Origin of the sequence: Dactylosporangium sp. McL0621 (genome assembly GCF_049995355.1) — a bacterium.
In the GTDB taxonomy this organism is placed as follows: domain Bacteria; phylum Actinomycetota; class Actinomycetes; order Mycobacteriales; family Micromonosporaceae; genus Dactylosporangium.
Window position 1 is genome coordinate 6,366,323 of sequence record NZ_CP188259.1, and the last position, 24,755, is coordinate 6,391,077.

A 24,755-nucleotide genomic window follows, 5' to 3' on the forward strand; every position below is an offset into this window, starting at 1 on the left:
CCGGATCGCGCCCCCGTCGACGCCGCGCCGGCTCCAAACAGCGCCGCGACCCGGGAAGCGGCGCCCCCTCCCCCTTTCCCGCCTCCTGAAGGGCTTCCCATGCCGGATATTTCGGATTTGTCAGGACCGTGGTGGCGCACCGCCGCCATCTACGAGGTGTACGTCCGCAGCTTCGCCGACGGCAACGGCGACGGCGTCGGCGACCTCATCGGCCTGCGCGAACGCCTCCCCCACCTGCGCGACCTCGGCGTCGACGCGGTCTGGCTGACCCCGTTCTTCCGCTCCCCCATGGTCGACGGCGGCTACGACGTGTCGGACTACCGCGACGTCGACCCGAGCTTCGGCACCCTCGCCGACTTCGACGCCATGCTGGCCGCCGCGCACGACCTCGGCCTGCGGGTGATCATCGACGTGGTGCCCAACCACACCTCGAGCGCTCACGCCTGGTTCACGCAAGCCTTGCAAGATCTTCCAGGCGGACCGGCCCGCGCGCGGTACCACTTCCGCCCCGCGACCGCCGACGGCACGCCCCCGAACGACTGGGAGTCCGTGTTCGGCGGGCCGGCCTGGACGCAGGCGCCGGACGGCGAGTGGTACCTGCACCTGTTCGACCCGGCCCAGCCGGACCTGAACTGGGACAGCGCGGACGTGCGGGTCGAGTTCGAGGGTGTGCTGCGCTTCTGGCTCGACCGCGGCGTCGACGGCTTCCGCATCGACGTGGCGCACGGGATGGTCAAGGCGGCCGGGTACCCCGCGGCCGGGCTGACCGGCCAGATCGGGCTGCTCGGGCGGCGCGTGCTGCCCTACTTCGACCAGGACGGCGTGCACGAGATCCACAAGGCCTGGCGCAAGATCCTGGACTCGTACCCGGGGCAGCGCATGGCCGTCGCCGAGGCGTGGGCCTCCACCCCGCAGCGCCTCGCGCAGTACACCGCCCCGGACGAGCTGCACCAGGCGTTCAACTTCGAGTTCCTGCAGGCCGACTGGGACGATCCGGCGGCGGTGCGGGCGAGCATCGACTCGTGCATCCACGCCGCCGAGCCGGTGGGCGCGCCGACGACGTGGGTGCTGTCCAACCACGACGTGCGCCGGCACGCGACCCGCCTCGGCTCCCTCGAGCGGGCCAACGCCGCCGCGCTGCTCATGCTGGCCCTGCCCGGTTCGGTGTACCTCTACCAGGGCGAGGAGCTCGGCCTGCCGGAGGTGCTCGACCTGCCCGCGCAGGCCCGCCAGGACCCGGTGTGGTTCCGGTCCGGCGGCAGCGACCCGGGGCGCGACGGCTGCCGCGTGCCGCTGCCGTGGCAGGCCGGGGCGCCCGCCTTCGGCTTCTCGGCCACCGGCGAGTCCTGGCTGCCGCAGCCGCCGGAGTGGGCCGCGCTCGCCGCCGACCGGTCGTCCACAGTGGAGCTGTACCGCGCCGCGCTGTCGCTGCGCCGCTCGCTCACCGGCGCGCTGCGCTGGCACGAGAGCGCCCCGGGCGTGCTGGACTTCACCCGCGACGGGCTGCGCTGCGTCGTGAACCTTTCGGGCGGGCCGGTCGCGCTGCCCGAGGGGCCCGGTTCCGAGGTCGTCCTGGCCAGCCGACCCATTGACGGCGGTACACTTCCGGCCGACACGACAGTTTGGATCTTTGCAAGAACTGTCAGTACTTCCTAGGCGTTTCTACAGGTCAAGGGCCTTGCGAGAACTGCTCGCGGGCAATTCCTGCAAGGTCCTTGACAGCGGTTTCCGCTGGGCCGAAGCTCAGCGTCACACCCTTCCCGCCGGCTCCGCTACCGCCATTCCGGAGGCCCTCGTGCGCGTGTCCCTCAAACGAACCCTGGCCGCTGTCGGCGGCCTCCTACTGTGTACGGCGCTGACCGTGCCGCTGCTCACCGGCGACCGCAAGGCCGAGGCCGCCGTCGGCTCCAACGACGTCATCGCCAACCTGTGGCTGTGGCCCTGGACGTCCATCGCCACCGAGTGCACCAACGTCCTGGGCCCGGCCGGCTACGGCGCGGTGCAGGTCGCCCCGCCCGAGGACTCGATAAGCGTCTCCGGCCACCCGTGGTGGGACATCTACCAGCCCGCCGGATACGACATCAACGGCCGCATGGGCACCCGGGCCCAGTTCCAGAGCATGGTGAACGCCTGCCACGCCGCCGGCGTCAAGGTCTACGTCGACGCCGTCATCAACCACATGACCGGCGCGAACCAGTCCAGCACGACCGCGTACGGCGGGGCGAGCTTCACCAACAACTACAGCTACCCCAGCGCCGGCTACAGCTCATCGGACTTCCACTTCTACCCGGCCGACTGCCCGCAGTCGGACAACCAGATCCACGACTACAACAACCAGACCGAGGTCTGGAACTGCCAGCTGGTCGGGCTGTCGGACCTCAAGACCGGCACCGACTACGTGCGCACGAAGATCGCCGGGTACCTCAACGACCTCATCTCGATCGGGGTCGACGGGTTCCGGGTCGACGCGGCCAAGCACATGGCCCAGGCCGACCTCTCGGCGATCAAGGGCAAGCTCACGAACCAGAGTGTGTACTGGGCGCAGGAGGTCATCCCCGGCAGCCCCGGGAACCTGACGCCGGCCGCCTACGAGGGCGTCGGCGGCGTGCTCGAGTTCACCTACGCCACCAGCCTCAAGAACCAGTTCAACGGCAGCATCGCCAACCTGCAGACGTTCGGGCCCAGCTGGGGCCTGGAGCCCAGCGCCAAGTCGACCGTGTTCGTGTCCAACCACGACACCGAGCGCAACGGCTCGACCCTGAACTACAAGGCCGGCACCACCGACACCCTCGCGAACGTGTTCATGCTCGCCTGGAACTTCGGCACCCCGAACGTCATGAGCTCGTTCAGCTTCTCCAACAACGACGCCTCGCCGCCGGCCGACGGCAACGGGTACGTCACCGCCGTCACCTGCGGCAGCGGCTGGGAGTGCCAGCACCGGCAGCGCGCGATCAAGAACATGGTGGGCTTCCACAACGCGACGCGCGCCGACACGACGGTGGGCAACTGGTGGTCGGACGGGTCGAACGCGATCGCCTTCTCCCGCGGTACCAACGGCTGGATCGCCATCGACAACGGCGGCGCCGCCGTCGGGTCGCGCACCTTCAGCACCGGGCTGCCGGCCGGCGTCTACTGCGACGTCATCCACGGCGACTTCAACGCCGCGGCGTCGACCTGTTCGGGCCCGACGGTCACGGTGAACGGCAGCGGCCAGGCCACCGTCGGCGTCGCGGCCAAGGACGCGGTCGCCATCCACGTCGGCGCGCGGGTCACCGGCGGCTCGACCGCAACCCCGACCCCGACCCCGACCGGGACCACCTCCGGCGTCTCCTTCACCGTCTCCGGGGCCCCGACCGGCAACCCGGTCTACCTGGTCGGCTCGGTGTCGCAGCTGGGCGCCTGGAACACCGCGAACGCGATCCCGATGACGGCCGGCGGCGCGAACTGGACGGCGACGGTGCCGCTGCCGGCGAGCACGGCGGTCGAGTACAAGTTCATCACGAAGACCAGCTCGGGCACGGTCACCTGGGAGCCGGGCAGCAACCACACGTACACGGTGCCCGCCTCCGGCACCGGGACCGTCAGCACGACGTGGAACGGCTCCTCGACCACCAGCCCGGCGGTGACGTTCAACGCCAACGTCACCACGACGCTCGGGCAGAACGTGTTCGTGGTCGGCTCGATCCCGGCGCTGGGCTCGTGGAACACCGCGAACGCGATCGCGCTGTCCTCGGCCAACTACCCGATCTGGTCGGCGACGGTGACCCTGCCGGCCAGCACGGCGGTGGAGTACAAGTTCATCAAGAAGAACCCCGACGGCTCGGTCACGTGGGAGAGCGGCGCGAACCGCACCCTGAACACGGGCACGGCGGCGCAGACGGTGAACGCCACCTGGAAGTAGGGACTCGTCCACCGTGGACGGCGGCGGGCTCTCTCCCCGCGCCGTCCACGGTGGACGTTCACGGCTGGTCCTCGGCCGCGAGCACCATCCGGCGCAGCAGCTCCGCCAGGGTCCGCCGGTCCTGTTCGTCCAGCCCCGCCAGCAGTACCCGCTCTCCGTGCGACTCGCCGCCCAGATGCCGCACCAGCGTGTCGTGCCCGGCCGCGGTGAGCCGCACGTGCACCCGGCGCCGGTCGGCCGCGTCGCTCTCGCGCACGATCCAGCCCGCGTCCTCGATCGCGGCGAGCCGGGCCGACAACGCCCCGCGGGTGAGGCCGAGCAAGTCGGCGAGCTGCGACGGGCTGGCCGTGTACGGGGGCCCGTTGCGGCGCAGCATCAGCAGCACCTTGAACTGCCAGTGCTGCAGCCCGCCCGCCTCGAGCACGTCGCGGCGCAGCTGGGCCTGGTGCCGCCCGAGCATGTGCAGGCGCATGAAGATGGCCTCGGCGAGCGGGTCGAACCCCGGCAGCTCGCGGGCCCAGACGTCCACGAGCCGGTCGGCATCGTCCTGCACGGCGGCCTCCAAGTAGTTTTCTTGTGGATAGTTTTCCTGATTACTACCGTCGGCGCCATGACAGCAACCGCAACGATCGCCCTCGACGAGCTGCTCGCGGCCGCCCGGGGCCTCGCCCTGGCCGCGCGGTGGGAGCAGGCCACGGGGCTGCTCGACGCCGCGGCCGCCGGGCTGCCGCCGTCCGCCGCCGGCCGCTCCGCGAACGCGCGGCTCGCCCTGGCGGCGGCCGAGATCGCGGTGGACTCCGCGTGGTACAACGGCAACGACGACGGCGCCGCCCTCCTGTCCAAGGTGGACTCCGCGGCCCTCGACCCGCCGCACCGGTGGGACCTCGGCTTCGCGGGGCTGCGGTGCGAGTACCGCAGCCGCCTCGGCCGCCCCGATCCGGCCCTGCGCGAGCAGGGCGAGGGCTTCGTGGCCACGGCGCCGGACGGCAACCGGCGCGGCTGGGCGCACATGTACCTCGGCCTCATCCACGACAACGTGCTCGGGGACCCGGCGGGCGCGCCGCCCCACTACGAGCTGGCCCTGGCCGGCTCGGCCGGCGACGACCTGCTGCGGCGCGAGGCGCAGCGGCACCTCGGCGGCCACGCCCGTGAGGCCGGCGACCACGCCGGCGCGCTCCTGCGCTGGCGGGAGGCGACCGCCCTGGGCGCCCGGGCCGGGATGTCCGCGGGCACCCTGTCGCAGCAGATCCTGCTGGCCGTGCTGGCCCGCGACGCCGGCGACGAGCCCGGGGCGGTGGCGCTGGCCACGGAGGTGCTGCGCTGGGCCGAGGCCATCGGCGCGTCGGCGATCGCCGCCCGGGCCGACGGCTTCCTGCGCGGCGCCGAGGTCGGTTAGTGACATCGGTCGATGCCGGTGGTACACCTTCGGCATGGCAGAGCGAGTGCTGGACCAGTGCCGGCTGTTCAACGAGGGCGTCCGCACCGGCGACTGGGGCGCTTACCTGGACCGGTTCGGCGACGACGCCACCCTGCGCATCGAGGGTGACCCCGGCAGCCCGTACGTCGGCCGGGACGCGATCGCGGCCGCCTACGCCGCGGCCCCGCCCGCGGACACCCTGAGCGTCACCTCGGTCGAGTCCGACGGCGACCGGGACGTGGCCCGGGTGACCTGGTCGGCCGGGGGCGGCGGCACCCTGCGCGTGCGCTGGTCGGCCGGGCGGATCGCCGAGCTCACGGCGGAGTTCGACGGACCCGTTTAGGCTGGGTTGATGGAGGATCCATACCAGCTGTCCCGGTTCGTCGAGGCGCAGGAGCACGTCTACGACCACGCCGTCGGCGAGCTCAAGGACGGCAACAAGCGCAGCCACTGGATGTGGTTCGTCTTCCCGCAGATCCAGGGCCTGGGCCGCAGCTCGATGGCGCAGCGGTACGCCCTGGGCTCACTCGACGAGGCGAGGGCGTACCTGCAGCATCCGGTGCTGGGCCCGCGCCTGCTCGAGTGCGCGGACGCGCTGCTGGGCGACGCCGAGCACACCGCCGTGAGCATCTTCGGCGAGGTGGACGCCATGAAGCTGCGCTCGTCGATGACCCTGTTCGCGCACGCCGAGCCGGCCGAGAACCGCTTCGCCCGGGTCCTGGACCGCTACTTCGCGGGCGCCGAGGACGCCGAGACGGTGCGCCGCCTCTAGGGTCAGGCCTGGCCGAGGCGCAGCAGCGGCGCGTAGGCGGGCACGTACTCCTGCCCGCTGAGCCCGGCGATGCGGGCCATCACCTCGTCGGTGGCGGCCCGCACCGAGCCGCCGGCCACGTCGACCGGGCGCCCGAAGCGGTACCCGACCCGGCCCCCCGGCACGAGGCGCGGCCAGCGGGCGTCGATCGGCTGCACGGCGTCGGTGCCGACCACCCCGAACGGCACGATCGGCACCCCGGCCTGCCGGGCGAGGCGGACGGCGCCGGTCCGGCCGCGGTACAGCCGCCCGTCGGGCGAGCGGGTCCCCTCGGGGAACACCGCCACCAGCCCCCCGGCGCGCAGCACGGGCACGGCCGCGTCGAACGCGGTGAGCACGGCCCGCCCGCCGGCCCGCTCGACCGGGATCGCCCCGAGCCCGCGGACGAGCACCCGGGCGAGGCGGCGGCCGCGGAAGTACTCGGCCTTGGCCCAGAACGCGATGTGCCGCGGCACGACGGCCCCGAGGAACAGCTGGTCGGCGACGCTGAGGTGGTTGCCGGCGAGGATCGCGCCGCCGGCCGGGAGGTGCTCCAGCCCGTGGACCTCGGGCCGCCACCCGGCGCGCAGGACGCGCCCGGCGGTGGCGCGGGTGAGGCGGTACAGCACGGGCGTCACGCGGCCCCCGGCCCCGCGTAGGCGTCGAGGGCCACGTCGACCAGCTCGGCGACGTCGGCCGTCCCCGTGGCGAGCGGCAGACTCCCCCACCGCCACAGCTGCACGATCCCGTGCAGGTTCGCCCAGAGCGCCCCGGCCGCCGCCCGCTGATCGCCCGGCCCCACCCCGGTCGCCGCGAGGAGCTCGGCCAGCAGCCCGAACAGCGGCAGGCTGGTCTCGCGCAGCCCGAGGCGGTCGGAGCGCAGCAGGTCGTGGCGGAACATCAGCTCGTACATGCCGCGGTGCTCCTGGGCGAACGCGACGTAGGCCCGCGCCAGGCCGCCGAGCCGCTCGCGGGGTGAGCCCCCGGCGGGCACCGCGCCCAGGCAGGCGGTCAGGCCGGCGAAGCCCTCCCGGGCGATCGCGGACAGCAGCTCGACGTGCGTCGGGAAGTACCGCCGCGGCGCCCCGTGCGAAACCCCGGCCCGGCGGGCGATCTCACGCAGCGATACGGCCGCCGAGCCCTCCTGCGCCACCAGGTCCACCCCGGCCCGCACCAGCCGTTCACGGAGCCCCTCGTCATCGTGCATAGACACTGTCTACACGATCGCGTAGACAGTGTCTACGGCGTCCGGTGGCTCAGGCCTCGAGCAGCAGCGCGGTGAAGGCCTCGGGCCGCTCGAGGTTCCACAGGTGTCCGGCGCCGGGGATGATGCGCAGCTGCGCGCCGGACTACCCGCGGCCGCCGCGGGTCGAGGTGACGCCGCGCCGTATCGCCGCCCGCCACGCCGGGGTCGTGGTCTTCGACTCGCGGCAGGCGGTGCGCGTGCTCGCGGTTGGTAGAAGCCCCGGCCGGACCCGTGAAAGTTTGGGCAGCTGGCCGGTGAACCGGCCGGGGCGTATCGCGGTGCTGGGAAGAGCGTGCCAACCCGTCCTGACGTGGCGCTGAAACGAGCCTGAAGCGAGGCGGCAGGTGTGAGCCGCGCCATTCGGGAACGTTCGTTCTTGACCGATCGTTCCTCAAAGCGCTACCGTCCTACCCATGGGACGACCGCGGGGATTCGACGAAGAGGCGGTCACCCGCGAGGCGGTGGCGTTGTTCTCCGGACGGGCCTATGACGGGCTTTCGGTGGACGACCTCGTCACCGGGCTCGGGGTCCACCGCAACAGCCTCTACAAGACCTTCGGCAGCAAGCGCGGGCTGTACCTCACCGCGCTGCGCTGGTACCTGCGCAACGAACTGGAGCCGTTGCTCGTCGCCGGGGCCACGACCGAGGGGCTGCGGACGAGCGACAAGCTCGACCTGCTGCTGCTCGCCGCGGCCGAGCAGGCGCCGCTCGACGGCGAGGTCGGGGCGCTGGTCGGCGGGGCGTTGCGGCGCCTCGACGACGTGCTGGGGCCGGATGCGGCCAACCTGCTACTGGGCCTGCGCCTGCGGGCCCGGATCGACACCGGGGAGTAGACACCATGGCAACCGTGAACATCGACGGCGACACGCTCGTCGTGGAGATCGAGGGGCTCGACAAGCTCTGGGCCCTCAAGAGCCGGCTGGCGATCCCGCTGGCCAACGTGCGCGGCGCGACCGCCGACCCCGGCATCGCCCGCGAGCCCAAGGGCATCCGCGCGCCCGGCGCGTACATCCCGAACGTCATCACCGCCGGCACCTTCCACCTCGACGGCGAGAAGGTGTTCTGGGACGTGCACGACGCGCGCAAGGCCGTCGTCATCGAGCTCGCCGACGAGCGGTACGCGCGGCTGGTCATCGAGGTCGAGGACCCGCGCGCGGTCGTGGCACTGGTCGAGAAGGCCGTCAGCCGCTAGGGGCTAGCACTTCACCGGCGGCGCCGTGGTCCCGACGCCGGCCGGGACCACCGAGGGCGCCGGCGACGGGGACTCCACAGTGGATGGCGACGGCGACGGGGACGGGGACGGCGACGGGGACGGCGACGGGCCGCCGTACAGCTGCTGGGTCGTCTGCTGGAAGTCGCTCTGGCCGAACGCCAGGCCGGAGACGAGCGCCTGATGGCCGTACACGTCGGAGATCCGCAGCGCGACCGTCCCGTCGAGGCCGGACGGGCCCGTCCAGGTGTTGTCCTCGCCGTGGCTCAGGGCCGTGAACCCGGCGCCCTGCTGCAGCTCCACAGTGGACAGGGGGTTGCCGTGGTTGTCGACGACCACGCTCAGCGACGAGTACCCCTTGCCGCCCTTGACCTTCACCCGCAGCGGGCCCACCTCGGGGTCGCGGGCGGTCGTGTAGGTGACCGGGATGACCCCGGCGCTCAGCGACCCGATCTTGGCGAACGCGCCCTTGCCCAGGTCGATCTTCCCGGCCGGGCAGCCCGGGCACAGGTCGATCACCTGGACGCGGGTGGTGCCGTTCGGCCCGGTCACGTCGAGCAGCGTGCCGCAGCCCTTCCCGCCGGCGTACTCGGCGCGCCCGACCGCCGCATAGGCACCGTCGGCGGGCGTGCCGAGGTTGCACATGCCGTTGCGCCCGGCGGTGTAGTACGACGCGGAGCCGCCGGCCGCGCACGCCGCGCTGCCGCCGACCTGGGTCACCAGCACCACGGCGACGACCGAGGCGACGACGACGGTGGCGGCGGGCACGACCCAGCGAAGGTGACGGCGGTTCACGTTGCGGATCGTACCGTCTGATAATCCATATCCATGGAGTTCCCGTCGTACCTCGGCACGATGCCGATGCACGCGATCACCGAAGTCTATGGCGAGGCCGGGCTGCGCGAGCGGTACCACCTGGAGATTCAGCGCTTCGCCCCGCCCGACCGCGAACGTCTCGCCGCGGCGCTGCGGCTGGCGAGCGAGCTGCACCGCGACGACCGGCGGGTGCGGGAGCCGTACGTCAACCACCTGCTGCGCGTCTCGATCCGCATCATGCACCACTACGAGGTCTCCGACGTCGACGTGATCGCGGCGGCCGTCCTGCACGACACCGCCGAGGACCACCCCGACGAGCTCGCCGGCCACCCGGGCGCGACGAGCGAGCAGGCGGTCGCGGCGCTCGCCGGCCGGTTCGGCGACCGGGTCGCCGGGCTCGTCGCCGCCGTCACCAACCCTGTGTACGACCCGTCATTCGACAAGTACGAGCAGTACCGGGAGCACGTCAGGGCCAGTCTCGAGCGCGAGCCCTGGGCCCGGGTCATCAAGGTCTCCGACTTCACCGACAACGGCGTCGGTGTGATCCACACCACGGGCCCGAAGGTCGAGCGGTCGGCGACGAAATATCGCCCCATGGTCCCCGTGCTGCGCGAACTCGTCGCGCGCCCCGACACCCCGCTGTCCCGGCTCGTGAAGCAGCACATCTTCCGCCAGCTCGACCTCGCCGAGGAGCGCTTCGCGGCCATTCTTGACGGGCGGTGAATGTGCGATGGTATGCACCGTGACGATGGTGGAACTCGCGGTGGGCTGGCTGGCGTCGCACCTGTTCGACCGGGGCCAGGCCCAGGAGGCCGAGCCCGCGGTCGAGGAGCAGCTGCGCGGGCTGGCCGGGCTCGTGCGGGCGAAGCTCGACGACGACCCGGCGCTGCGCACCCTGGAGCGGGAGGCCGCGGCGTCGCCGACGCCGAGCGTGGGCACGCGCCGGCGGGTCATCCAGGCCCTCGAGGACGCCGTCTGGACCGACCCGCACTTCGGCGAGGCCCTCGCCGCCACCGTCCAGCGCCTCCGCCCGGTCATGCCCCGTCCGGCCGACTGACCACGCCGGACAGCAGCTCCTCCAGGCCCGCCGGGTCCACCGTGGACCGTCCCTTGTAGACCAGCCCGAGCCGGCGCAGCTCCAGCCGGACCGGCCGGGGCAGGAAGCCGTCCTCGGTGGACCGCGGCGGCTCGGCGGCCGCAACGGCCGGGCCGAGCGCCGTCACGTCGTCGAGCAGCTCGCGGTAGGAGCGGTACACCGGCTCCCCCAGCGCGGGCGGCTCCCCGCCGGCCCGCACCGCCGGGAACGGGCTCGGCCGCCCGGCCAGCGCCGCCGCGACCCGCGCCGGGTCCAGCGCCACGATCCGCCCGGCGTCGTCGGTGCGCACCGCGAGCACCTCGGGGCCTTCGGCGCGGCCGATCACCAGGTACCCGAGCGCGAGCAGCACGTCGTCCGGGGCCGGCGGGGCCGGGGCGAGCCCGACCCGCCACGTGCGGCCCGGGAGCCGGCCCAGGCACAGCCCCGGCGCGGTCCGCAGGAGCAGCCAGCGCGCGAGCTTCGGGCGCAGCAGGAACGGGGCGGGCACCAGGCCGCGATAGGCGGCCGCGACGGCGTCGAGCACCGGGCGCGGATCGGTGCGGAGCCGGGCCCGAGGGTACCGCTGGGCGAAGCGCTCCACCCCGAGCCGGTCGTCCGGCCAGAGCTCGGCCGCGGCCGCCCACCGCCGCAGCCGGGCGCCCGGCGGGTCGGCGACCAGGGCGAGCAGCGCGGGGAGGCCGGCCGGCCCGGGCGCGTACCGCCGGAACATCGAAGGCAGCGAGAACCCGGGCGCGTCGAGCTCCCGCTCCAGGTCCGCGGCCGAGAGCCGCACGGCCCCGAAGTCCGGCCCGGGCCGCACCAGCAGCCCGGCGCCGAAGACCGCCCCGGTGCGCTCCCACAGCCGCACGCACTGCCGCCGCTCGTACTCCGAGACGTCCGCCGCGAGCTCGGCGCGGTACCCGGCGACCGAGCGGGAGTGCGGCACCCCGGCGACGAGCCCGGCCCCGGCCACCCGCAGCACCTCGTCGTCGTTGGCGGGCAGGTCGGCGGCGGCGCTGAAGAGCAGGTCGCGGCGCGCACCGGCGAGCGGCCCGCGGATCCGGCAGCCGACCAGGCGCAGGTGCTCGAGCCCGGGCAGCGGCGGCAGCGCGACGTCGGCCCCGACGAGGGTGAGGCGCCGCAGGCCGGTACAGCGGGCCAGGGGCCCCAGGTCGCCGGGGCGCACGACCGTCAGCTCGGCGACCGCGGCCAGCTCCGCGTCCGTGGGCGGCCCCACGTGCCCGACGGCCGCGCCCAGGGCCGCCTCCAGGGGTGTCATCGCCGCAGGGTGCCACCGCACCCTGACGGCGCACTGAAATCGGGCTCAGTGGTAGCCGGTGCTGCGCCTTCCCTCCGCGGCCGTGACCGCCAGGTCGAGGTGCCAGTCGCTGACCTGGTCCTCCGGCGGCGGGGTCTTCGGGTAGGCGGCGTGCAGGGCCTCCAGGTACCAGGCCTCGTCGGCCGGGCGCATCAGCAGCCGCAGCCAGGTCACGTTGCGGGCGCGGCGGCACTCCTCGATCGACAGCACCGAGCGCAGCGCCTCGATCGAGTCCTCGCCCGGCAGCACCAGCCGCTGGATCGGGGCGGCCGGCGGCGGCTCGGCCCCGGCGGTGAGCAGCCGCGCGGTGAGCACGTGCGCGACCCGGGTCAGCTCCAGGGCGCGGCGGGCGGCTGTCGTCGGGCCGCGGACCGGGTCGGGGCCGGCGTGCGCGGGGTCGGCGAGGGCCGCGGTGTAGGCGGCGTTCTCCCCCGCGGTCAGCGCCCGCTCGGTGTCCAGCGCCGACCAGGCCTGCACGCACTCGTCGACCTCGGGCGGGCCCAGCGGCACCGGGCGGCCGGGGTCGTCGAGCCAGTCGCGCAGCGGCCCCGAGCCGAGCGCGTCCGCGGCCTGGCGCAGGACCGCGCGCAGCAGGCGGCCGTCGGCCGGGTAGGCGGCGGCCGGGGCGGCCTTGAGCCGGGCGTTGAGCAGTGCGCCGAGCGCGCGGCGGTCGTCGTCGAAGTTGGCGTACCGCTGCAGGCGCTCGATCAGGGGCCGCAGCTCCGGGGCGTCATCGAGCAGGCCCCGGTAGCGCAGCAGCTCGCCCAGCACGCCGTCGTCGGGCTCGGCCAGGATCCGCAGGCCGATCGCCGCGCCCGCGACCGGGTCGGTGGCGTCGCGCAGCGCCTCGGCGGCCGCGCGCCGCACGGCCAGGGCGGGGTCGCCGAGCAGCGCGGCGACGGCCCGCACCGCCTCCGGCTCGCGGCGGCGGTGGGCCAGGCAGGCGACGAGAGCGGCCCGGACGCCGGAATCCGGCTCCTCCCGCGCGGCCGCGGCGAACGGCTCGACCCCGGTGGCGGTGAACCGCAGCAGCATGGCGGCCTCGGCGCGGACCCGCGGGTCGGGGTCGATGCGCATCAGCCGCAGGCAGACGGCGTCGTCGCGGACGTGGGCGGGCACCTGCAGGCCCTCCAGGCGCAGCAGCGGCGAGGGGTCGTTCAGCAGCCGCGCGGCGAACGCCGCGGTGCGGTTGAAGGACAGCACGGCCCGGGCCGCCCGCAGCCGGATCCGGGGCTGCTCATGCCGTTCGAGGCGCTGGCGCAGCGGCTCGTAGCGGGGGCCGAGGTAGTACAGCAGGGTCGCGATCCGGTCGTCGTCGCAGTTGAGGTCCTCGGCGGCCAGCGCGATCCGCGCGTCGATGCCGTTGCGGCGCGCGAGGATCTCGCCGAGGGCGACCGCGGCGGCGTCCCCGACGTGCTCGACGGTCTCGCCGAGCCCGCCCGCCACCCGGACCTCGGCCGTGTCGCGCAAGGCCACCTCGAGCAGCGGCTCGACCAGCCGGTGGTCCCCGGAGCCGGCGGCGGCGCGCGCCGCGTCGAGCCGGACCACGGCGTTCGGATCGCGCAGCGCGTCGCGCAGCCGGTCATTCAGCGCCATCGTGGTACACCATAGTGGGATGCACCAGCTCCGCATCCGCACCGCCGTGGCCGTGCTGGTCCTCGCCGTCCTGCCCGCGACCGGCTGCAACGGCCGTGAGCGGGTGTGCCGGTCACAGGAGTACCCGGTCAAGGCGGTCGGGAATCGGACAGGCGCCGCGTGCGTGGCCAAGGGCCAGGAGCCGCCGGCCGGGTACGTGCGCTACCCCGCCGGCCAGGAGCCGGTCCACGTGGGCGACGAGTGGTACCGGTACTGGCAGACGAAGGTCGTGGACGAGCACGGCACCATCGTGCCCGAATGACACCGCTCAGGCACGGACGACGTCCCTCCTGGGTGATCGCGTAGCGGCGTCACCCGGCCGCGGGTACCGCCTTGACCAGCTTGATCTTGCCGTTGGCCTCCGGGACGATGTGGTCCACCGGCCGGACCTCCACCGTGTAGGCCGGCAGCGCCCCGGCGACCGCGGCCTGGATCCGGCTCGTGAGGTCCCCGGGCACGACCCCGGTCAGCACGACGTGCACGTCGAGGGTCCCGGGCCGCCGTTGCAAGAGCTGCATCCGGTGTACCGCGGGAAAGCGCTCGACCACCTTGGTCAGGAAGTCCGCGTGCAGGCTGCGCCCGTCCGGGCCGACCAGCCGGTCCTCGCTGCGGCCCTGCACCGCGCTCACGATCGGGGTGTGGGCGACGCCGCACGGGCAGTCGTTGGGCCGGATGGTCACGCGGTCGCCGAGGCGGTACCGGATGAGCGGCATCGCCTCGCTGCGCAGCCGGGTGACCAGGACCTCGCCCTCGCCGTCCTCGACCGAGACGCTGCCGTCGTCGTGCTCGACCTCGAGCACGACGTTGCCGGTGCGCAAGTGCAGCGACCCGCGCGGGCAGGTGCGGGCGGCGGTGAACATCTCCACCGAGGCGTACACCTCGTGGCCCTGCGCGCCGAAGTAGCCGAGCACGTTCGCCCGCGCCGCCGGGGTGAGCCGCTCGCCGCCGAAGACGACGGTGTGCACGTGCGGGTACTCGACCCCGCGCCGCTGCAGCTCCTCGACCAGGGTCGCGATCACGTTCGGGAAGCCGAACAGAAACGTCGGGCGGGCGGCGAGGAAGGTCTCCACCTGCTGATCGAGGCCCCGGGAGGTGTCGATGTGCAGGTTGCGCACGATGCCGAGGCGTTCCAGCGGGTGGCGCAGGAACGCGGCGGTGCGGAAGTACCCGATCCGGTCGGTCAGCCGCAGCCCGGAGGCGAGCATGTCCTGCAGGTAGGTGGCCCGCAGGTAGCCCAGGTCCCGCTCGGAGTTGCGGAACGTCACCGGGATGCCCGACGAGCCGCTGGTGCGGGCCGCGCGGGTGTTCGCCGCGGTGAAGCCGTCCGCGAGCAGGTCGGTCTCCGGCAGCTCGTGCACCAGCCGGCGGTCCAGCACCGGCAGCGCGGCCAGGTCCGCCGCCGAGCGGACCCCGTCGACCTGGTCCGGGGTCAGCACGCGGCGGTAGTACGGCACGTGCTCGAACGCGTGCCGCACGAGCGTGCGCAGCTGGCGGCTCTGCAGCTCGTGCAGCGCGGCCGCGGGCCGGCGCTCCCGGTTGCGGGCGAGCACCAGGTTGGCCGCGACCGGCGCGAGACTGATCGAGGAACGCAGGGCGGACGGCATCAGAACCCCTTCACGAATTCAGCCGCGCAGAACCGCGAGCCAGGACGGCGGCAGGTTGCGGCGCACCTCGACCGCGTCGAAGACCGACGGCTCCTGCGGTCCGCGGGCGCGGACCCAGGCCGCCATGAGCGCCAGCCCCTCGGCCAGCGGCACCGGCTCCCCGGTCAGCTCGAAGATCTTGCGGGCCTTGTCGTGGCTGGCGTACGCGTCGTGGACCTCCTGCCGCGCGGGCAGGTGCTGCACCGACAGCTCCACGCCCATGGCCGCGGCGGTCTCGCTGGTCAGGGTGTTGACGGTGTACGCGGTGTCGCCGCCGATGTTGAACGTCTCGTTGTAGGCCGCGGGCACCTCGACCGAGCGCGCGATGGCCGGGGCCACGTCGCCGATGTAGCTGAACGCGCGGGTCTGCTCGCCGTCGCCGAACACGGTGAACGGCTCGCCCCGCAGCGCCTGGTTCATGAAGATGCCGATGACGTTGCGGTACCGGTCCCCGATGTTCTGGAACTCGCCGTAGACGTTGTGCGGCCGGAAGACGATGTAGGGCAGGCCGAACATCTCGTACGTGACGCGCAGCTCCTGCTCCACGGCGTACTTCGCGATGCCGTACGGGTCCTCCGGCGCCGGGGTCAGGTCCTCGGTCATCGGCAGCCGGCCCGCGCCGTACACCGCGATCGACGAGGTGAACACGAAGCAGCGCACGGTGCCGGCGTTGACCGCGGCGTTGATCAGGTTGATGCTGCCCAGCACGTTGTTGGTGTAGTTGAACCGCTTGATGAAGTGGCTGAGGCCCTCGGCGGCGTAGGCGGCGAGGTGGAACACGTAGTCGAAGCGGTGCTCGGCGAAGAGCGCGTCGACCAGCGCGGGGTCGCAGATGTTGCCGTGGCGGAACTCCGCGCCGCCGGGCACGTTCTCGCGCACGCCGCCGCTGAGGTCGTCGAGCACGACGACGCGGTGGTCGCGGCGCAACAGCTCCCGGGCGAGGTTCGCGCCGATGAAACCGGCGCCGCCGGTGACGAGGGACGTCGGCTGAGCCATTACCGAGCCAACCTTTCCTGGGTAGGAGCGGACCCGCCGGGGCGTACAAGGCCCAGCAGGCGGAGCAACGGCATCGTCATCACCGTGGTGACGAGCGCCATGAACACCAGAACCGTGAAGGCCCGCTCGTTGATGACCCCGATCGCGAGGCCGGTCTGCAGCACCACGATCTCGGTGATGCCGCGGGCGTTGAGCAGCACGCCGAGCCCGGCCGACGCCCGCCACGACAGGCCGCCGGCCCGGGCGCAGAGCGCGGCGCTGCCGAGCTTGCCGCCGATCGCGACGAGGATGGTGACCGCGCCGGCCACCAGCAGCCCCGCGTCGCCCACGGCGCTGACCACGTCGACCTGCAGCCCGATGGAGGCGAAGAAGACCGGCAGCAGCAGCGCCCGGTTGAGGGTGCCGAGCCGCTCGGGCACGCCGGCGAGGAACCGGGAGCCGCGCGGCAGCACGATCCCGGCCAGGAAGGCGCCGAAGATCGCGTGCACGCCGATGCGGTCGGTCAGCCCGGCGAGGGTGAACACCAGGCACAGCACCGCGACGAGCGGCACGGCGACGGGCGCGCGCACGTCCCGCAGCCGGTCGGCGCCCCGGGCCAGCAGCGGCCGGACCACGAACAGCACGAGCGCGGCGAACCCGGCGGCCAGCGGCAGCGCGACGAGCGCCCCGAGCGGGCTGCCGGCCTGGATCACGGCGAGCACCACGGCCAGGGCCGACCAGGCCAGCACGTCGTCGATGCCGGCGCAGACCATCGCCAGGTTCCCCAGCGGAGTGCGGGCCAGCCCGGCGTCCTCGACGATGCGGGCCAGCACCGGGAACGCGGTGATGCTTATCGCGGTGCCGAGGAACACGGCGAACGGGGCCTGCCCGACGCCGGGCCCGGCGAAGTGCGGGAACACCGCCGGCACGAGCAGCAGCCCGAGCACGAACGGGACGGTCATCGTGGCCTGGCTGAGCATGCCGATCGCGGCGCCCTGCCGGCGCAGGGCCGACGGGTCGAACTCGGCCCCGACCGAGAACATGAACAGCACCAGCCCGACCTGGGCCAGCACGGCGAGGTGGCCCCGCACGTCGGACGGCAGCAGCTCGGCGGTCACGCCGGGCAGGAACCGGCCCAGGACCGACGGTCCGAGCAGCAGCCCGGCGATCATCTCGCCGACGACGCCGGGCTGGCCGAGCCGCCGGGCCGCCCAGCCGCCCGCGTGGGCCAGGCCGCCGATGGCCAGCACCGCGAAGAACAGCCGCAGGTACACCGGCAGCCCCGGGTGGCCGCCGCCCCTCGCCCCGGCCCCGGCGCCGCCGAGCCCGTGGTTGTGCCAGAGGAAGAGGCCGAGGGCGGCCGCGGGGACGAGGCAGACGGCGAGGGACACCACGAAGATGCGCCGCGGGTGCCGCACGAGCGGCGCCGGCTCGACCAGCGGCTCGGTCAGCGAGGTGCTCATGGGGCCGTCCGGGGCAGGATCAGCAGCAGCACCAGCGCGTGGACGAGGTCGCCGGTCGCCATCGCGGCGATCGCGCCGGGCGCGCCCAGCCACGGCACGAGCACCAGCGCGGCCAGCACCGCCCCGGCCAGCCCGGCCGCCGAGCCCGTGGCGGTGCGCCGCAGGGTGTGCCGGTCGCCGTTCTCCAGCAGGAAGTTGAGGCTGCCGAGGCCGAAGAAGACCGGCAGGCAGGCGACGTAGAGGGCGCCGAGCGCGACCGCCTGGACGGTGCCGGCGGCGTGGCCGTACCACCACACGGCGGCGCCGGTCGCGGCGGCGACCCAGGGCGGCCCGGCCAGCGCGAGCAGGCGCAGCCCCCGGGCCGCGCGCCGGGCGGCCGGGCGCTCGGCCCGGGAGCGGTGCAGGGCCAGCGAGACGTGCGGCTGCACGATCCGCAGCAGGTACCCGAAGGCGTTGGCCAGCAGGGCGGAGGCGCTCACGGCGAGGTACAGGGGGCCGCTCTGGCCCGCCCGCCCCGTGTGGTCGAGGACGAGGAAGACCGCGCTGACCGTGCCGGCCGCCGCGAGCTCGCCGGCCGACATGAGCACCGCGGTGCCGGCGGCCGGGCGCAGCAGGGCCGGCCGGCGCAGGCCGCGCGGGCGGGCCGCGAGGCCGGGCAGCAGCGCGAGGTCGAGCGCGGCGACCGCGGTGAGCAGGACGGCGAGCACGCCGGTCGGGCCGAGCCCGAGCAGCGCCCCGCCGGTGGCGGCGGCAACGGCCGCGACGAGCACGCCGTGGTTGGCCACGTCCCGCCAAGGCCGCCCGAGCGCCCGGTGCAGGCCGACGAGCACCTGGTTGAGGCCGAGGCCGACGGCGAGGGCCCCGGCCAGCAGCCACATCGGGGGCTTGCCGGTGGCCAGTCCGTAGCCGCCGATCCCGATCAGGGCGAGCAGGCCGGGCCCGGCGGAGAGCGCCACGAAGACGGCGGTCAGCTCGCCGCGGACCCGCCGCACCCGGGGCAGCAGGGTCAGGGCGCTCTTCTCCACGCCGAACGCGGTGAGGTACAGCACCGCCGTGAAGCCGCCCATGACCAGCGCGTAGCCGGCGAACCCGGCCTCGCCCCAGGCGGCGAGCAGCAGCACGTTGGACAGCACGGTGGCGACCCGGTAGCCGCCCCGGCCGGCCAGCAGCGAGAGCATCAGGCGGCCCCCGATGGCGCCGCGCGGCAGCAGCGACGAGGACGCCGGTGGGGGCCCGGTGGCGGCCGGCGCCCCGGCCGCCGCGAGCTCAGGCCCCAACGGTGTACTCCGACGTGATGAACTTGCCCTTGCCGCCCGCGGTGAGCGGCAGCCGCTCGGCGCGCACGACGTCGAGCTCGAACGGGCCGCCGGCGACGCGGTACATCTCCGCGCGCACGCTGTCGAAGACCGGCTGGAGGTCCTCGGTCCCGGCCGAGACGATGTTGATCCGCACCCGGCCCTGCGCGTCCTGCTCGACGAAGCACTCGGCGATGTCGGGGTGGATGGCGGCGAACCAGACGAACGTGTCCGGGTACAGCCGCCGGCCGTCGGGCAGGATCACGTAGTCGTTGGACCGGCCCTTGGTCAGCCGCATGGTGCGGAACGCGCGCCCGCACCGGCACGGCTTCGGGTCCAGCACCCCGATGTCGCCGAGCTCGTAGCGGATCAGCGGCATGGCCCGCTCCATGTAAGGCGTGATGACCAGCCGCCCCTCGGTGCCCGCCGGCACGGGCCGCCCGGCGTCGTCGACGACCTCCACGTGGATGCGGTCCTCGGCCACGTGGCGGCCGCCGTGCGGGCACTCGAAGTAGATGTTGAGGATCTCGAAGGCCGAGTACTCGTCGAAGACGGGCACCCCGTAGCCGTCCACGAGCAGCGCCCGGTGCTCGTCGGTGAGCAGCTCCGACTCGGTGAGCACCATCTTGAGCGTGCGGCGCAGGACGGCCATCTCGTCCGGCTCCAGCGCCCGCAGCACCTCGCGCATGTGCACCGGCTGCCCGGCCAGCACGTGCGGGCGGTTGGCCAGCAGCTCGGCCTTGATCTCGGCCATCGGCCGGTGCGACAGGATCGTGTGCCGGCGGAACAGCTTGAGCTTCTCGAAGCCGCGGGTCGGGGCGACGTACGGGCGCACGTGGGTGAGCCGGTCCGTCGGGCGGTACCGGCCGGTCGCCGCGAAGCGCCGGAAGCACGCCGCCATGTGGTAGTCGTGGGTGCGCTGGTCGTGCCGGACGGTCACCCGCTGCCCGGTGCTGCCGCTGGTCTGGAACTGCCGGAAGGGCCGGTCCTGCGACCCCTCGGCCAGCAGGTCGGGAAGCGGCCGCTCGCGCAGCGTCGGCTTGGCCAGCACGGGCAGGTCGGCCAGCTCCGCGAGGTCCCGCAGCGGCGCGTGCTCGTAGCGGGCGTCGTCGCGGTAGTACGGCACGTGCACCCGGCTGAACGCCAGCATCTCATTGATCCAGCGCAGCTTGCGCCGGTCGACGGCGGCCCGGGAGGCGTGCTGGCGCACGAGCGTGACCGGGATGTACAGCGCCTCGCGAAGGAACACGGCCGGCGCCTCAGACCTCGACCGAGTCGCGGTCGGCCCGGCCGGCGGGCACGGCCTCGGCCGCGGGGCGCCGGTTGCGCCACGGGTTGAGCCGCTCGAACCAGCGGGTCGGCGCGAGCAGGACGAACAGCACGATCACGACGTGCACGGCGATGAAGACGTACGCCTCGTACTTCGTCGGGTAGTGGCCGAGGAAGACCTTGATGTGCGAGGCCCAGTTCCAGCGCTCCGGGACGGTCGCCCACTCGGGGTCGGTGTGGTGGTTGACCTTCAGGAACGCGAGGTCCTCGGCGCCGGAGACCATCAGCAGCAGCATCGCGTAGGAGACGCGGCGCACGTTGCCGGGCGTGCCGCCGCCGAGCCGGTAGGCAGTGGTCAGCGCGAGGATCAGGAACGGGGTCAGGACCAGGATGTGGTAGTACAGCGTCGGGTGGTCCTCGGCGTAGAAGAAGATCTTCGGCACGAAGAACAGGAAGTACACCGCGAACGAGGCGGGCACGATCAGGCGCACGAGGTTCCGCCGGGCGAACCACTCCACCGGCATGCGGGACACCGCCTCGGTGGCCAGCACGAACGGCAGCAGCTTGAACAGGAAGATGCCGAGGTTCTTGACCTCCCGGTCGTGCGGCAGCACGAACCAGATGATCGCGGCGAGCACGGCCGCCAGGCCGGCCAGCACGATGGCGGCGGCGTTGCGGCGCAGCGCGGAATTCATGACGTGATCTCCTGTGGTGTCTGGTCCGGCTCGATGTCGATGCACAGTGTCGTGAGCGCGGTGTCGAGGGTGCGCTGCAGCGACTCGCGGGTGTCCGCGGCGACGATGAGGTAGCCGAGCTTGTGCGCGGCCTGGGTGTACGGGTGCACCCGCTGGCCCGGCTCCTTGAACAGCTCGAGCGCGGCGACGTCGGGCAGGGCCCGGACCGCGTCGGCGCCGGCGATGCCGGTCACCACGCCCTCGGTGTCGGCGGTCAGGATGCGCAGCATCACGACCCGCGGCTCGGCGTGCGTGGTGAGCTCCGGCGGGCGGCCGGCGGCGAGGCGGATCGCGGCGGCGACGGTGTTGACGCCGTAGGCGTGGGCGGCCAGCCGGGGCATGCCGTTGCCGCCGAGGCGGGCGCCCAGCTCGACGAAGTACAGCTTCTCGTCCTCGCCGGCGATCACGTCGAGGTTGACCGGGCCGTTGCGGTGCCCGAGCTCGGCCAGCACGGCGGTCACCATGTCCTGCAGCCGGGCCCGCACCGCGCAGGACAGCGACGCCGGCACCAGGTGCGAGACGCTGATCATGTGCGGCATCGGGGTGAGGGTCCGCTCGGTGACGATCGTGAGCTCGGGGCGGCCGTCGCGGGCGAAGCACTCGACGGAGTAGTGGGTCCCGGAGACGAACTCCTCGACGACGATCTCGCCGCTGAACGAGTGCTTGCGGGCGGTGCTGATCGCGCCCGGCAGGTCGGCCGGGTCGGTCACGCAGCGCAGGCCCTTGCTGCCGGAGGCGTCGGCGGGCTTCACCACGAGCGGGTAGCGCAGGCCGGCGGCGGCGCGCGCGAGGGCGTCGGGGTCGCTGTCGTGCACGCTGCGGTACCGCGGCAGGCCCAGCTTCTCCACCACGGAGAGGAAGTAGCCCTTGTCCTCGGAGGCGCGCACCGCGTCGGGGGCCGGCTGGAAGGCGGTGCCGTAGTGCCGGCTCAGCGCGGCGACCGAGGCCTGCGCGGCGTCGCTGGCGGGCGAGATCACCGCGGCCACGTCGATGGCGCCGAGCCGCCGGGCGATCGCCTCGGGCTCGCGGGTGGTCAGGCAGAGGAACTCGTCGGCCAGGGACGCGCCGAGCGCGTCGGGCTTCTGGTCGACCCCGATGATCCGGTACCCGAGGCGGCGGCCCTCGACGTACGCCGGGACCTGGTCCTCCCCGGCCCCCAGGATGATGAGGTTCGCTGTGCTCACAGGTTCGCTCCAGAGGTCAGTCCGTCCCTGGCGCGCTCGCTGCCGTACAGGTCGTCGGACGGGTCGATCGGGATGTTGCTCTCGCGGACGGTGTACTGCGGCAGCTCGCTGCGCACCCGCAGCGCCGGGATCATGTACCGGGTCAGCAGGCCGAGCCCGGCGAACGCGGCCGTGCCCAGCAGCAGCGACGCCACGGCCAGGCCGGTCGGCCCGATCCAGCCCAGGGCGAGCGCGACCAGCAGGACCGGGGTCGCCACGGCGAACAACAGCGCGCCGAGGTGCACGATCGCGAGCGGCCGGATCGAGAAGCCGACCCACAGGTCCATGGCGTGCGACACGAGCCGGGCGAGGTTCCACTTCGCGACGCCGGCCGTGCGGGGCTGGTGCGCCGTCGCCACGGCGGTGTAGCGGGCGCCGATGAGCGGGGCGGTGGCGATGAAGTACGGCGAGCGCAGCCGGGTCTCGACGATGCGCCGGGCCACCGAGGTGCGCACGACCCGGAACACGGAGGCGCGCATCGGCACGTGGATGCCGAGGACGCGCTGGGCGACGAGCTGCATGCCGAGCGAGCCCGTCCGGCGCAGCCACGGGTCGCGGCGGTCGACGCGGATGCCGAAGACGATGTCGTACCCCTCGAGCGCCTTCGCGACCAGCGTGTGGATCTCGGCCGGCGGGGACTGCAGGTCGGCGTCGAGCTGGACGGTCCAGCGCTTGGAGGCGTACTTGAACCCGGCCGAGAAGGCGGCCTCGAGGCCGAAGTTGCGGGCGAAGGAGATGTACCGCACGCGCGGGTCGGCGGCGGCGAACGCCTTGATCTTGTCCAGGGTGCCGTCGCGGCTGCCGTCGTCGACGAAGAGCATCTCGGCGTCGGGGTAGGCGGCGAGCTCGGCGGCGATCTCGCGGTACGCCCGGTCGATGCACTCCTCCTCGTTGTAACAGGGGATCATCGCCGTCAATGCGCACTGCAAGTCACAGGCCTCGTCGGTGGAGACCTGGTCGGCCGCCGACGGCTCTGTTGAGCCACCGTCCCGCTGCGCCGGGACGGCGGCCAGCTCGGTGCCGTTCGACATCGTCCGCCTTTCGCTCGCCGGGTCTGGTGCTGCGCCGGCGCCGCGCCCCGCAACGGGGTCACGGCGCCGGCCGGGAGCGGCGGTCAGTCGAACATCGCTTCCATGGTCTCGTGGGTCTGCGCGGTCAGGTGGGCCGTGGAGGGCCCGCCCCAGCAGGTGTTGAGGATGATGCGGGTCCGGTCCGCGCTGAGCGGGATGGTGCGGTGCAGCGTGGTGTCCGACCGCAGGAAGTACAGCTCGCCGGTCGAGTGCGGCCACGTCTTGATGACGTTGTTGACCAGGTACTCGGTCACCCGCGGGTCGTCCTTGTTCCAGTCGGTGTGCGGCACGGTCTGCAGCATGCCGCCGACCTCCGACTCGGGCGCCTCGATGATCCAGATGACCGTGAAGGGGAAGTCGCCCCAGTGCCAGCCGTGGGTGTCGCCGACCTTGTGCTGGCGGATGATGATGTACTTCTCGCCCTCCCACGGGCAGTCCATGACCTCCTGGGTCGCGATGCGCGACAGGAAGCCCTTCAGCGCCGGCGACTCGTAGATCGCCGGGATCAGCTGGGCGTCCTTGCGGATCGCGGCCTGCCCGACGGTGCTCATGAAGCGCGGCGAGTTGCCGGTCTCCTTCATGTGGATGTCGATGCGCTTCGCGTGGTTGTCCAGGATCTCGTGGACTTCCGTGGTCACCGCGGCGAAGATGTCGCGCGAGACCAGGTTGGCCAGCTTGACGTAGCCCTCGCGGCGGAAGTGCTGGGACAGGGAGCGCACCTTGTTGTCGTCGCCGAACTCATCGGCCAGGTGCTTCTCGATCAGCTCTTCGACGTTGGACGGGGTGACCTCGGTAGTCATCTGCGTTCCTCTCCGGCGCGTCTGCGCTTTGCTTCCGTACGCACCTTGGCAGTCCCGGGGCCCGGGAACATGTCACGTGTTCGGGGGGCACTGCCCCGCCGGGCCCACGACGGGCGTGCCGTGGCGCGGGCACGCGGCCACGCCGAGGCCCGCTGTGCCGTCCGGGCGGACGTCGACGAGCGTCGGGCGCCGCCGGTGCAGCCGGGTCAGGAGCAGCCCCTCGGGCGTGCCGCCGGCGAACAGCGCCCGCCAGCTCAGGTGGGCCCGCCCGCACTCGGCGGACCAGGCCCCGGCCCAGCCCAGGTGCTCGTCGTACAGCAGCGCGGGCCGGCCCGGGTCCGCCCGCGCGGCCGCGAGCGGCAGCACCGGCAGGACCAGCGCGCCCGCCGTGTCCACCGCGCCGGCCAGGCGGGCCAGGTCGTCCGGCGGGCCGAGCAGCGTCGCCGGGCGGGTCGCCGCGAACGCCGCCCGCTGCGGCGGGCGCGGGTCGGGCGCGGTCGGGTCGACGTCGGCCGCCGCGGTGAGCAGCACCCGGTACGAGCCGCGCGGCAGCCGCAGGTCGAGCAGCGCCGGGCGCAGCTCGAACACGGGCGTGCCGGGCCGGTGCCGGCCGGTCAGGGCGAGCGCGGCGGCCAGGTCGGCGCCGTCCGGCAGCCACGCCGGCGGGTCGGACTCCCCGCGCCAGGGCGCCGCGAGCGGGAACAGCTCGTGGTAGTGGCGGGCGAGGCGGTCCGCGGGCAGCGGGGCGGCGGTGTCCGGCGCGCCGGCCCGGGCGTCGCGCTCGCGGTAGTAGGGCACCTCGGCGTGGGCGCGGGCGGCGGCCGCGGCGTAGGCGGCGGCGTGCCCGGGGGCGGAGTAGCGGGTCGCGGCCACGG

26 protein-coding genes are annotated in these 24,755 nt (G+C 73.8%); 10 read left to right on the top strand and 16 right to left on the bottom strand.

The features are described 5' to 3' along the window. The first annotated feature begins 99 nt into the window (after window positions 1–99). Entirely contained in the window at window positions 100–1,656 is a 1,557-nt protein-coding gene (locus ACPPVO_RS30095; protein WP_426501907.1) for a glycoside hydrolase family 13 protein, read from the top strand. A 145-nt stretch (window positions 1,657–1,801) separates the two neighbouring features. Next, window positions 1,802–3,901, top strand: a complete 2,100-nt coding sequence (locus tag ACPPVO_RS30100) for a carbohydrate-binding module family 20 domain-containing protein (RefSeq protein ID WP_426501908.1) — start codon at window positions 1,802–1,804, stop codon at window positions 3,899–3,901. 58 nt (window positions 3,902–3,959) lie between these two features. Here the strand turns inward: ACPPVO_RS30100 and ACPPVO_RS30105 are convergent, their stop codons facing one another. Further along, the gene (locus tag ACPPVO_RS30105; protein ID WP_426501909.1) at window positions 3,960–4,454 is read right to left on the bottom strand and encodes a MarR family winged helix-turn-helix transcriptional regulator; all 495 of its coding nucleotides are present in this window, start codon (window positions 4,452–4,454) and stop codon (window positions 3,960–3,962) included. Between the two features lie 57 nt (window positions 4,455–4,511). On the opposite strand from ACPPVO_RS30105, the gene ACPPVO_RS30110 reads away from it, so the two are divergent. The 3 genes from ACPPVO_RS30110 to ACPPVO_RS30120 are packed head-to-tail and all read left to right on the top strand — an operon-like array spanning window position 4,512 to window position 6,090. Continuing rightward, window positions 4,512–5,297, top strand: coding sequence for a hypothetical protein (locus ACPPVO_RS30110; protein WP_426501910.1), 786 nt, complete (start codon window positions 4,512–4,514; stop codon window positions 5,295–5,297). A 34-nt stretch (window positions 5,298–5,331) separates the two neighbouring features. Further along, a complete protein-coding gene (locus ACPPVO_RS30115; protein ID WP_426501911.1) occupies window positions 5,332–5,661 on the top strand; it encodes a nuclear transport factor 2 family protein in 330 nt (109 codons plus the stop codon). Window positions 5,662–5,670: 9 nt separating this feature from the next. After that, a complete protein-coding gene (locus tag ACPPVO_RS30120) occupies window positions 5,671–6,090 on the top strand; it encodes a DUF1810 domain-containing protein (protein ID WP_426501912.1) in 420 nt (139 codons plus the stop codon). A gap of 2 nt (window positions 6,091–6,092) precedes the next feature. Here ACPPVO_RS30120 and ACPPVO_RS30125 read toward each other — a convergent pair whose 3' ends face one another. Both ACPPVO_RS30125 and ACPPVO_RS30130 read right to left on the bottom strand, forming a co-directional pair. Further along, a complete protein-coding gene (locus tag ACPPVO_RS30125) occupies window positions 6,093–6,746 on the bottom strand; it encodes a lysophospholipid acyltransferase family protein (protein ID WP_426501913.1) in 654 nt (217 codons plus the stop codon). Continuing rightward, window positions 6,743–7,315 carry a TetR/AcrR family transcriptional regulator gene (locus ACPPVO_RS30130; RefSeq protein WP_426501914.1) on the bottom strand — a complete coding sequence of 191 codons (573 nt, stop codon included), beginning with the start codon at window positions 7,313–7,315 and terminating at the stop codon, window positions 6,743–6,745. The genes ACPPVO_RS30125 and ACPPVO_RS30130 overlap by 4 nt, the downstream gene beginning before the upstream one ends. A 452-nt stretch (window positions 7,316–7,767) precedes the next feature. Between ACPPVO_RS30130 and ACPPVO_RS30135 the strand changes: the two genes are divergently transcribed. After that, complete coding sequence (locus ACPPVO_RS30135) at window positions 7,768–8,187, top strand: TetR/AcrR family transcriptional regulator (RefSeq protein ID WP_360389103.1); 420 nt, start codon at window positions 7,768–7,770, stop codon at window positions 8,185–8,187. Window positions 8,188–8,192: 5 nt separating this feature from the next. Further along, window positions 8,193–8,546 carry a hypothetical protein gene (locus tag ACPPVO_RS30140; RefSeq protein WP_426501915.1) on the top strand — a complete coding sequence of 118 codons (354 nt, stop codon included), beginning with the start codon at window positions 8,193–8,195 and terminating at the stop codon, window positions 8,544–8,546. Between the two features lie 3 nt (window positions 8,547–8,549). Here the strand turns inward: ACPPVO_RS30140 and ACPPVO_RS30145 are convergent, their stop codons facing one another. After that, window positions 8,550–9,359, bottom strand: coding sequence for an expansin EXLX1 family cellulose-binding protein (locus ACPPVO_RS30145; protein ID WP_426501916.1), 810 nt, complete (start codon window positions 9,357–9,359; stop codon window positions 8,550–8,552). 33 nt (window positions 9,360–9,392) lie between these two features. Between ACPPVO_RS30145 and ACPPVO_RS30150 the strand changes: the two genes are divergently transcribed. Both ACPPVO_RS30150 and ACPPVO_RS30155 read left to right on the top strand, forming a co-directional pair. Further along, window positions 9,393–10,103, top strand: a complete 711-nt coding sequence (locus ACPPVO_RS30150; RefSeq protein WP_426501917.1) for an HD domain-containing protein — start codon at window positions 9,393–9,395, stop codon at window positions 10,101–10,103. 19 nt (window positions 10,104–10,122) lie between these two features. After that, window positions 10,123–10,437, top strand: coding sequence for a hypothetical protein (locus ACPPVO_RS30155; protein WP_360389092.1), 315 nt, complete (start codon window positions 10,123–10,125; stop codon window positions 10,435–10,437). On the opposite strand, the gene ACPPVO_RS30160 is transcribed toward ACPPVO_RS30155, so the two are convergent. Together ACPPVO_RS30160 and ACPPVO_RS30165 are read right to left on the bottom strand one after the other, a co-directional pair. Further along, the gene (locus tag ACPPVO_RS30160; RefSeq protein ID WP_426501918.1) at window positions 10,415–11,734 is read right to left on the bottom strand and encodes a hypothetical protein; all 1,320 of its coding nucleotides are present in this window, start codon (window positions 11,732–11,734) and stop codon (window positions 10,415–10,417) included. The two genes, ACPPVO_RS30155 and ACPPVO_RS30160, sit on opposite strands and share 23 nt — an antisense overlap. 45 nt (window positions 11,735–11,779) lie before the next feature. Beyond that, window positions 11,780–13,369: a HEAT repeat domain-containing protein gene (locus ACPPVO_RS30165; protein ID WP_426501919.1), complete on the bottom strand. Its 1,590-nt coding sequence runs from the start codon at window positions 13,367–13,369 to the stop codon at window positions 11,780–11,782. Window positions 13,370–13,388: 19 nt separating this feature from the next. Between ACPPVO_RS30165 and ACPPVO_RS30170 the strand changes: the two genes are divergently transcribed. Beyond that, window positions 13,389–13,670, top strand: a complete 282-nt coding sequence (locus tag ACPPVO_RS30170) for an SCO0607 family lipoprotein (RefSeq protein WP_360389085.1) — start codon at window positions 13,389–13,391, stop codon at window positions 13,668–13,670. 49 nt (window positions 13,671–13,719) lie between these two features. Here the strand turns inward: ACPPVO_RS30170 and ACPPVO_RS30175 are convergent, their stop codons facing one another. The 10 genes from ACPPVO_RS30175 to ACPPVO_RS30220 form a co-directional block, all read right to left on the bottom strand. Beyond that, complete coding sequence (locus tag ACPPVO_RS30175; protein WP_426501920.1) at window positions 13,720–15,012, bottom strand: phenylacetate--CoA ligase family protein; 1,293 nt, start codon at window positions 15,010–15,012, stop codon at window positions 13,720–13,722. A gap of 18 nt (window positions 15,013–15,030) precedes the next feature. Further along, window positions 15,031–16,047, bottom strand: coding sequence for an NAD-dependent epimerase/dehydratase family protein (locus ACPPVO_RS30180; RefSeq protein WP_426501921.1), 1,017 nt, complete (start codon window positions 16,045–16,047; stop codon window positions 15,031–15,033). Then, entirely contained in the window at window positions 16,047–17,489 is a 1,443-nt protein-coding gene (locus ACPPVO_RS30185; protein ID WP_426501922.1) for a cation:proton antiporter, read from the bottom strand. The genes ACPPVO_RS30180 and ACPPVO_RS30185 overlap by 1 nt, the downstream gene beginning before the upstream one ends. Continuing rightward, window positions 17,486–18,766 (bottom strand): hypothetical protein, encoded by a 1,281-nt coding sequence (locus ACPPVO_RS30190; protein ID WP_426501923.1) that lies wholly within the window; start codon window positions 18,764–18,766, stop codon window positions 17,486–17,488. Before ACPPVO_RS30190 ends, ACPPVO_RS30185 begins: the two co-directional genes overlap by 4 nt. After that, window positions 18,756–20,033, bottom strand: coding sequence for a phenylacetate--CoA ligase family protein (locus ACPPVO_RS30195; protein ID WP_426501924.1), 1,278 nt, complete (start codon window positions 20,031–20,033; stop codon window positions 18,756–18,758). The genes ACPPVO_RS30190 and ACPPVO_RS30195 overlap by 11 nt, the downstream gene beginning before the upstream one ends. 10 nt (window positions 20,034–20,043) lie before the next feature. Further along, window positions 20,044–20,748 (bottom strand): hypothetical protein, encoded by a 705-nt coding sequence (locus tag ACPPVO_RS30200; protein WP_360389060.1) that lies wholly within the window; start codon window positions 20,746–20,748, stop codon window positions 20,044–20,046. Continuing rightward, window positions 20,745–21,971, bottom strand: coding sequence for an ATP-grasp domain-containing protein (locus tag ACPPVO_RS30205; protein WP_426501925.1), 1,227 nt, complete (start codon window positions 21,969–21,971; stop codon window positions 20,745–20,747). The genes ACPPVO_RS30200 and ACPPVO_RS30205 overlap by 4 nt, the downstream gene beginning before the upstream one ends. Next, window positions 21,968–23,041, bottom strand: coding sequence for a glycosyltransferase family 2 protein (locus ACPPVO_RS30210; protein ID WP_426501926.1), 1,074 nt, complete (start codon window positions 23,039–23,041; stop codon window positions 21,968–21,970). Before ACPPVO_RS30210 ends, ACPPVO_RS30205 begins: the two co-directional genes overlap by 4 nt. An 83-nt stretch (window positions 23,042–23,124) precedes the next feature. After that, window positions 23,125–23,880, bottom strand: a complete 756-nt coding sequence (locus ACPPVO_RS30215) for a HalD/BesD family halogenase (protein ID WP_426501927.1) — start codon at window positions 23,878–23,880, stop codon at window positions 23,125–23,127. Window positions 23,881–23,952: 72 nt separating this feature from the next. Further along, complete coding sequence (locus ACPPVO_RS30220) at window positions 23,953–24,753, bottom strand: hypothetical protein (protein ID WP_426501928.1); 801 nt, start codon at window positions 24,751–24,753, stop codon at window positions 23,953–23,955. Window positions 24,754–24,755: the final 2 nt, after the last annotated feature.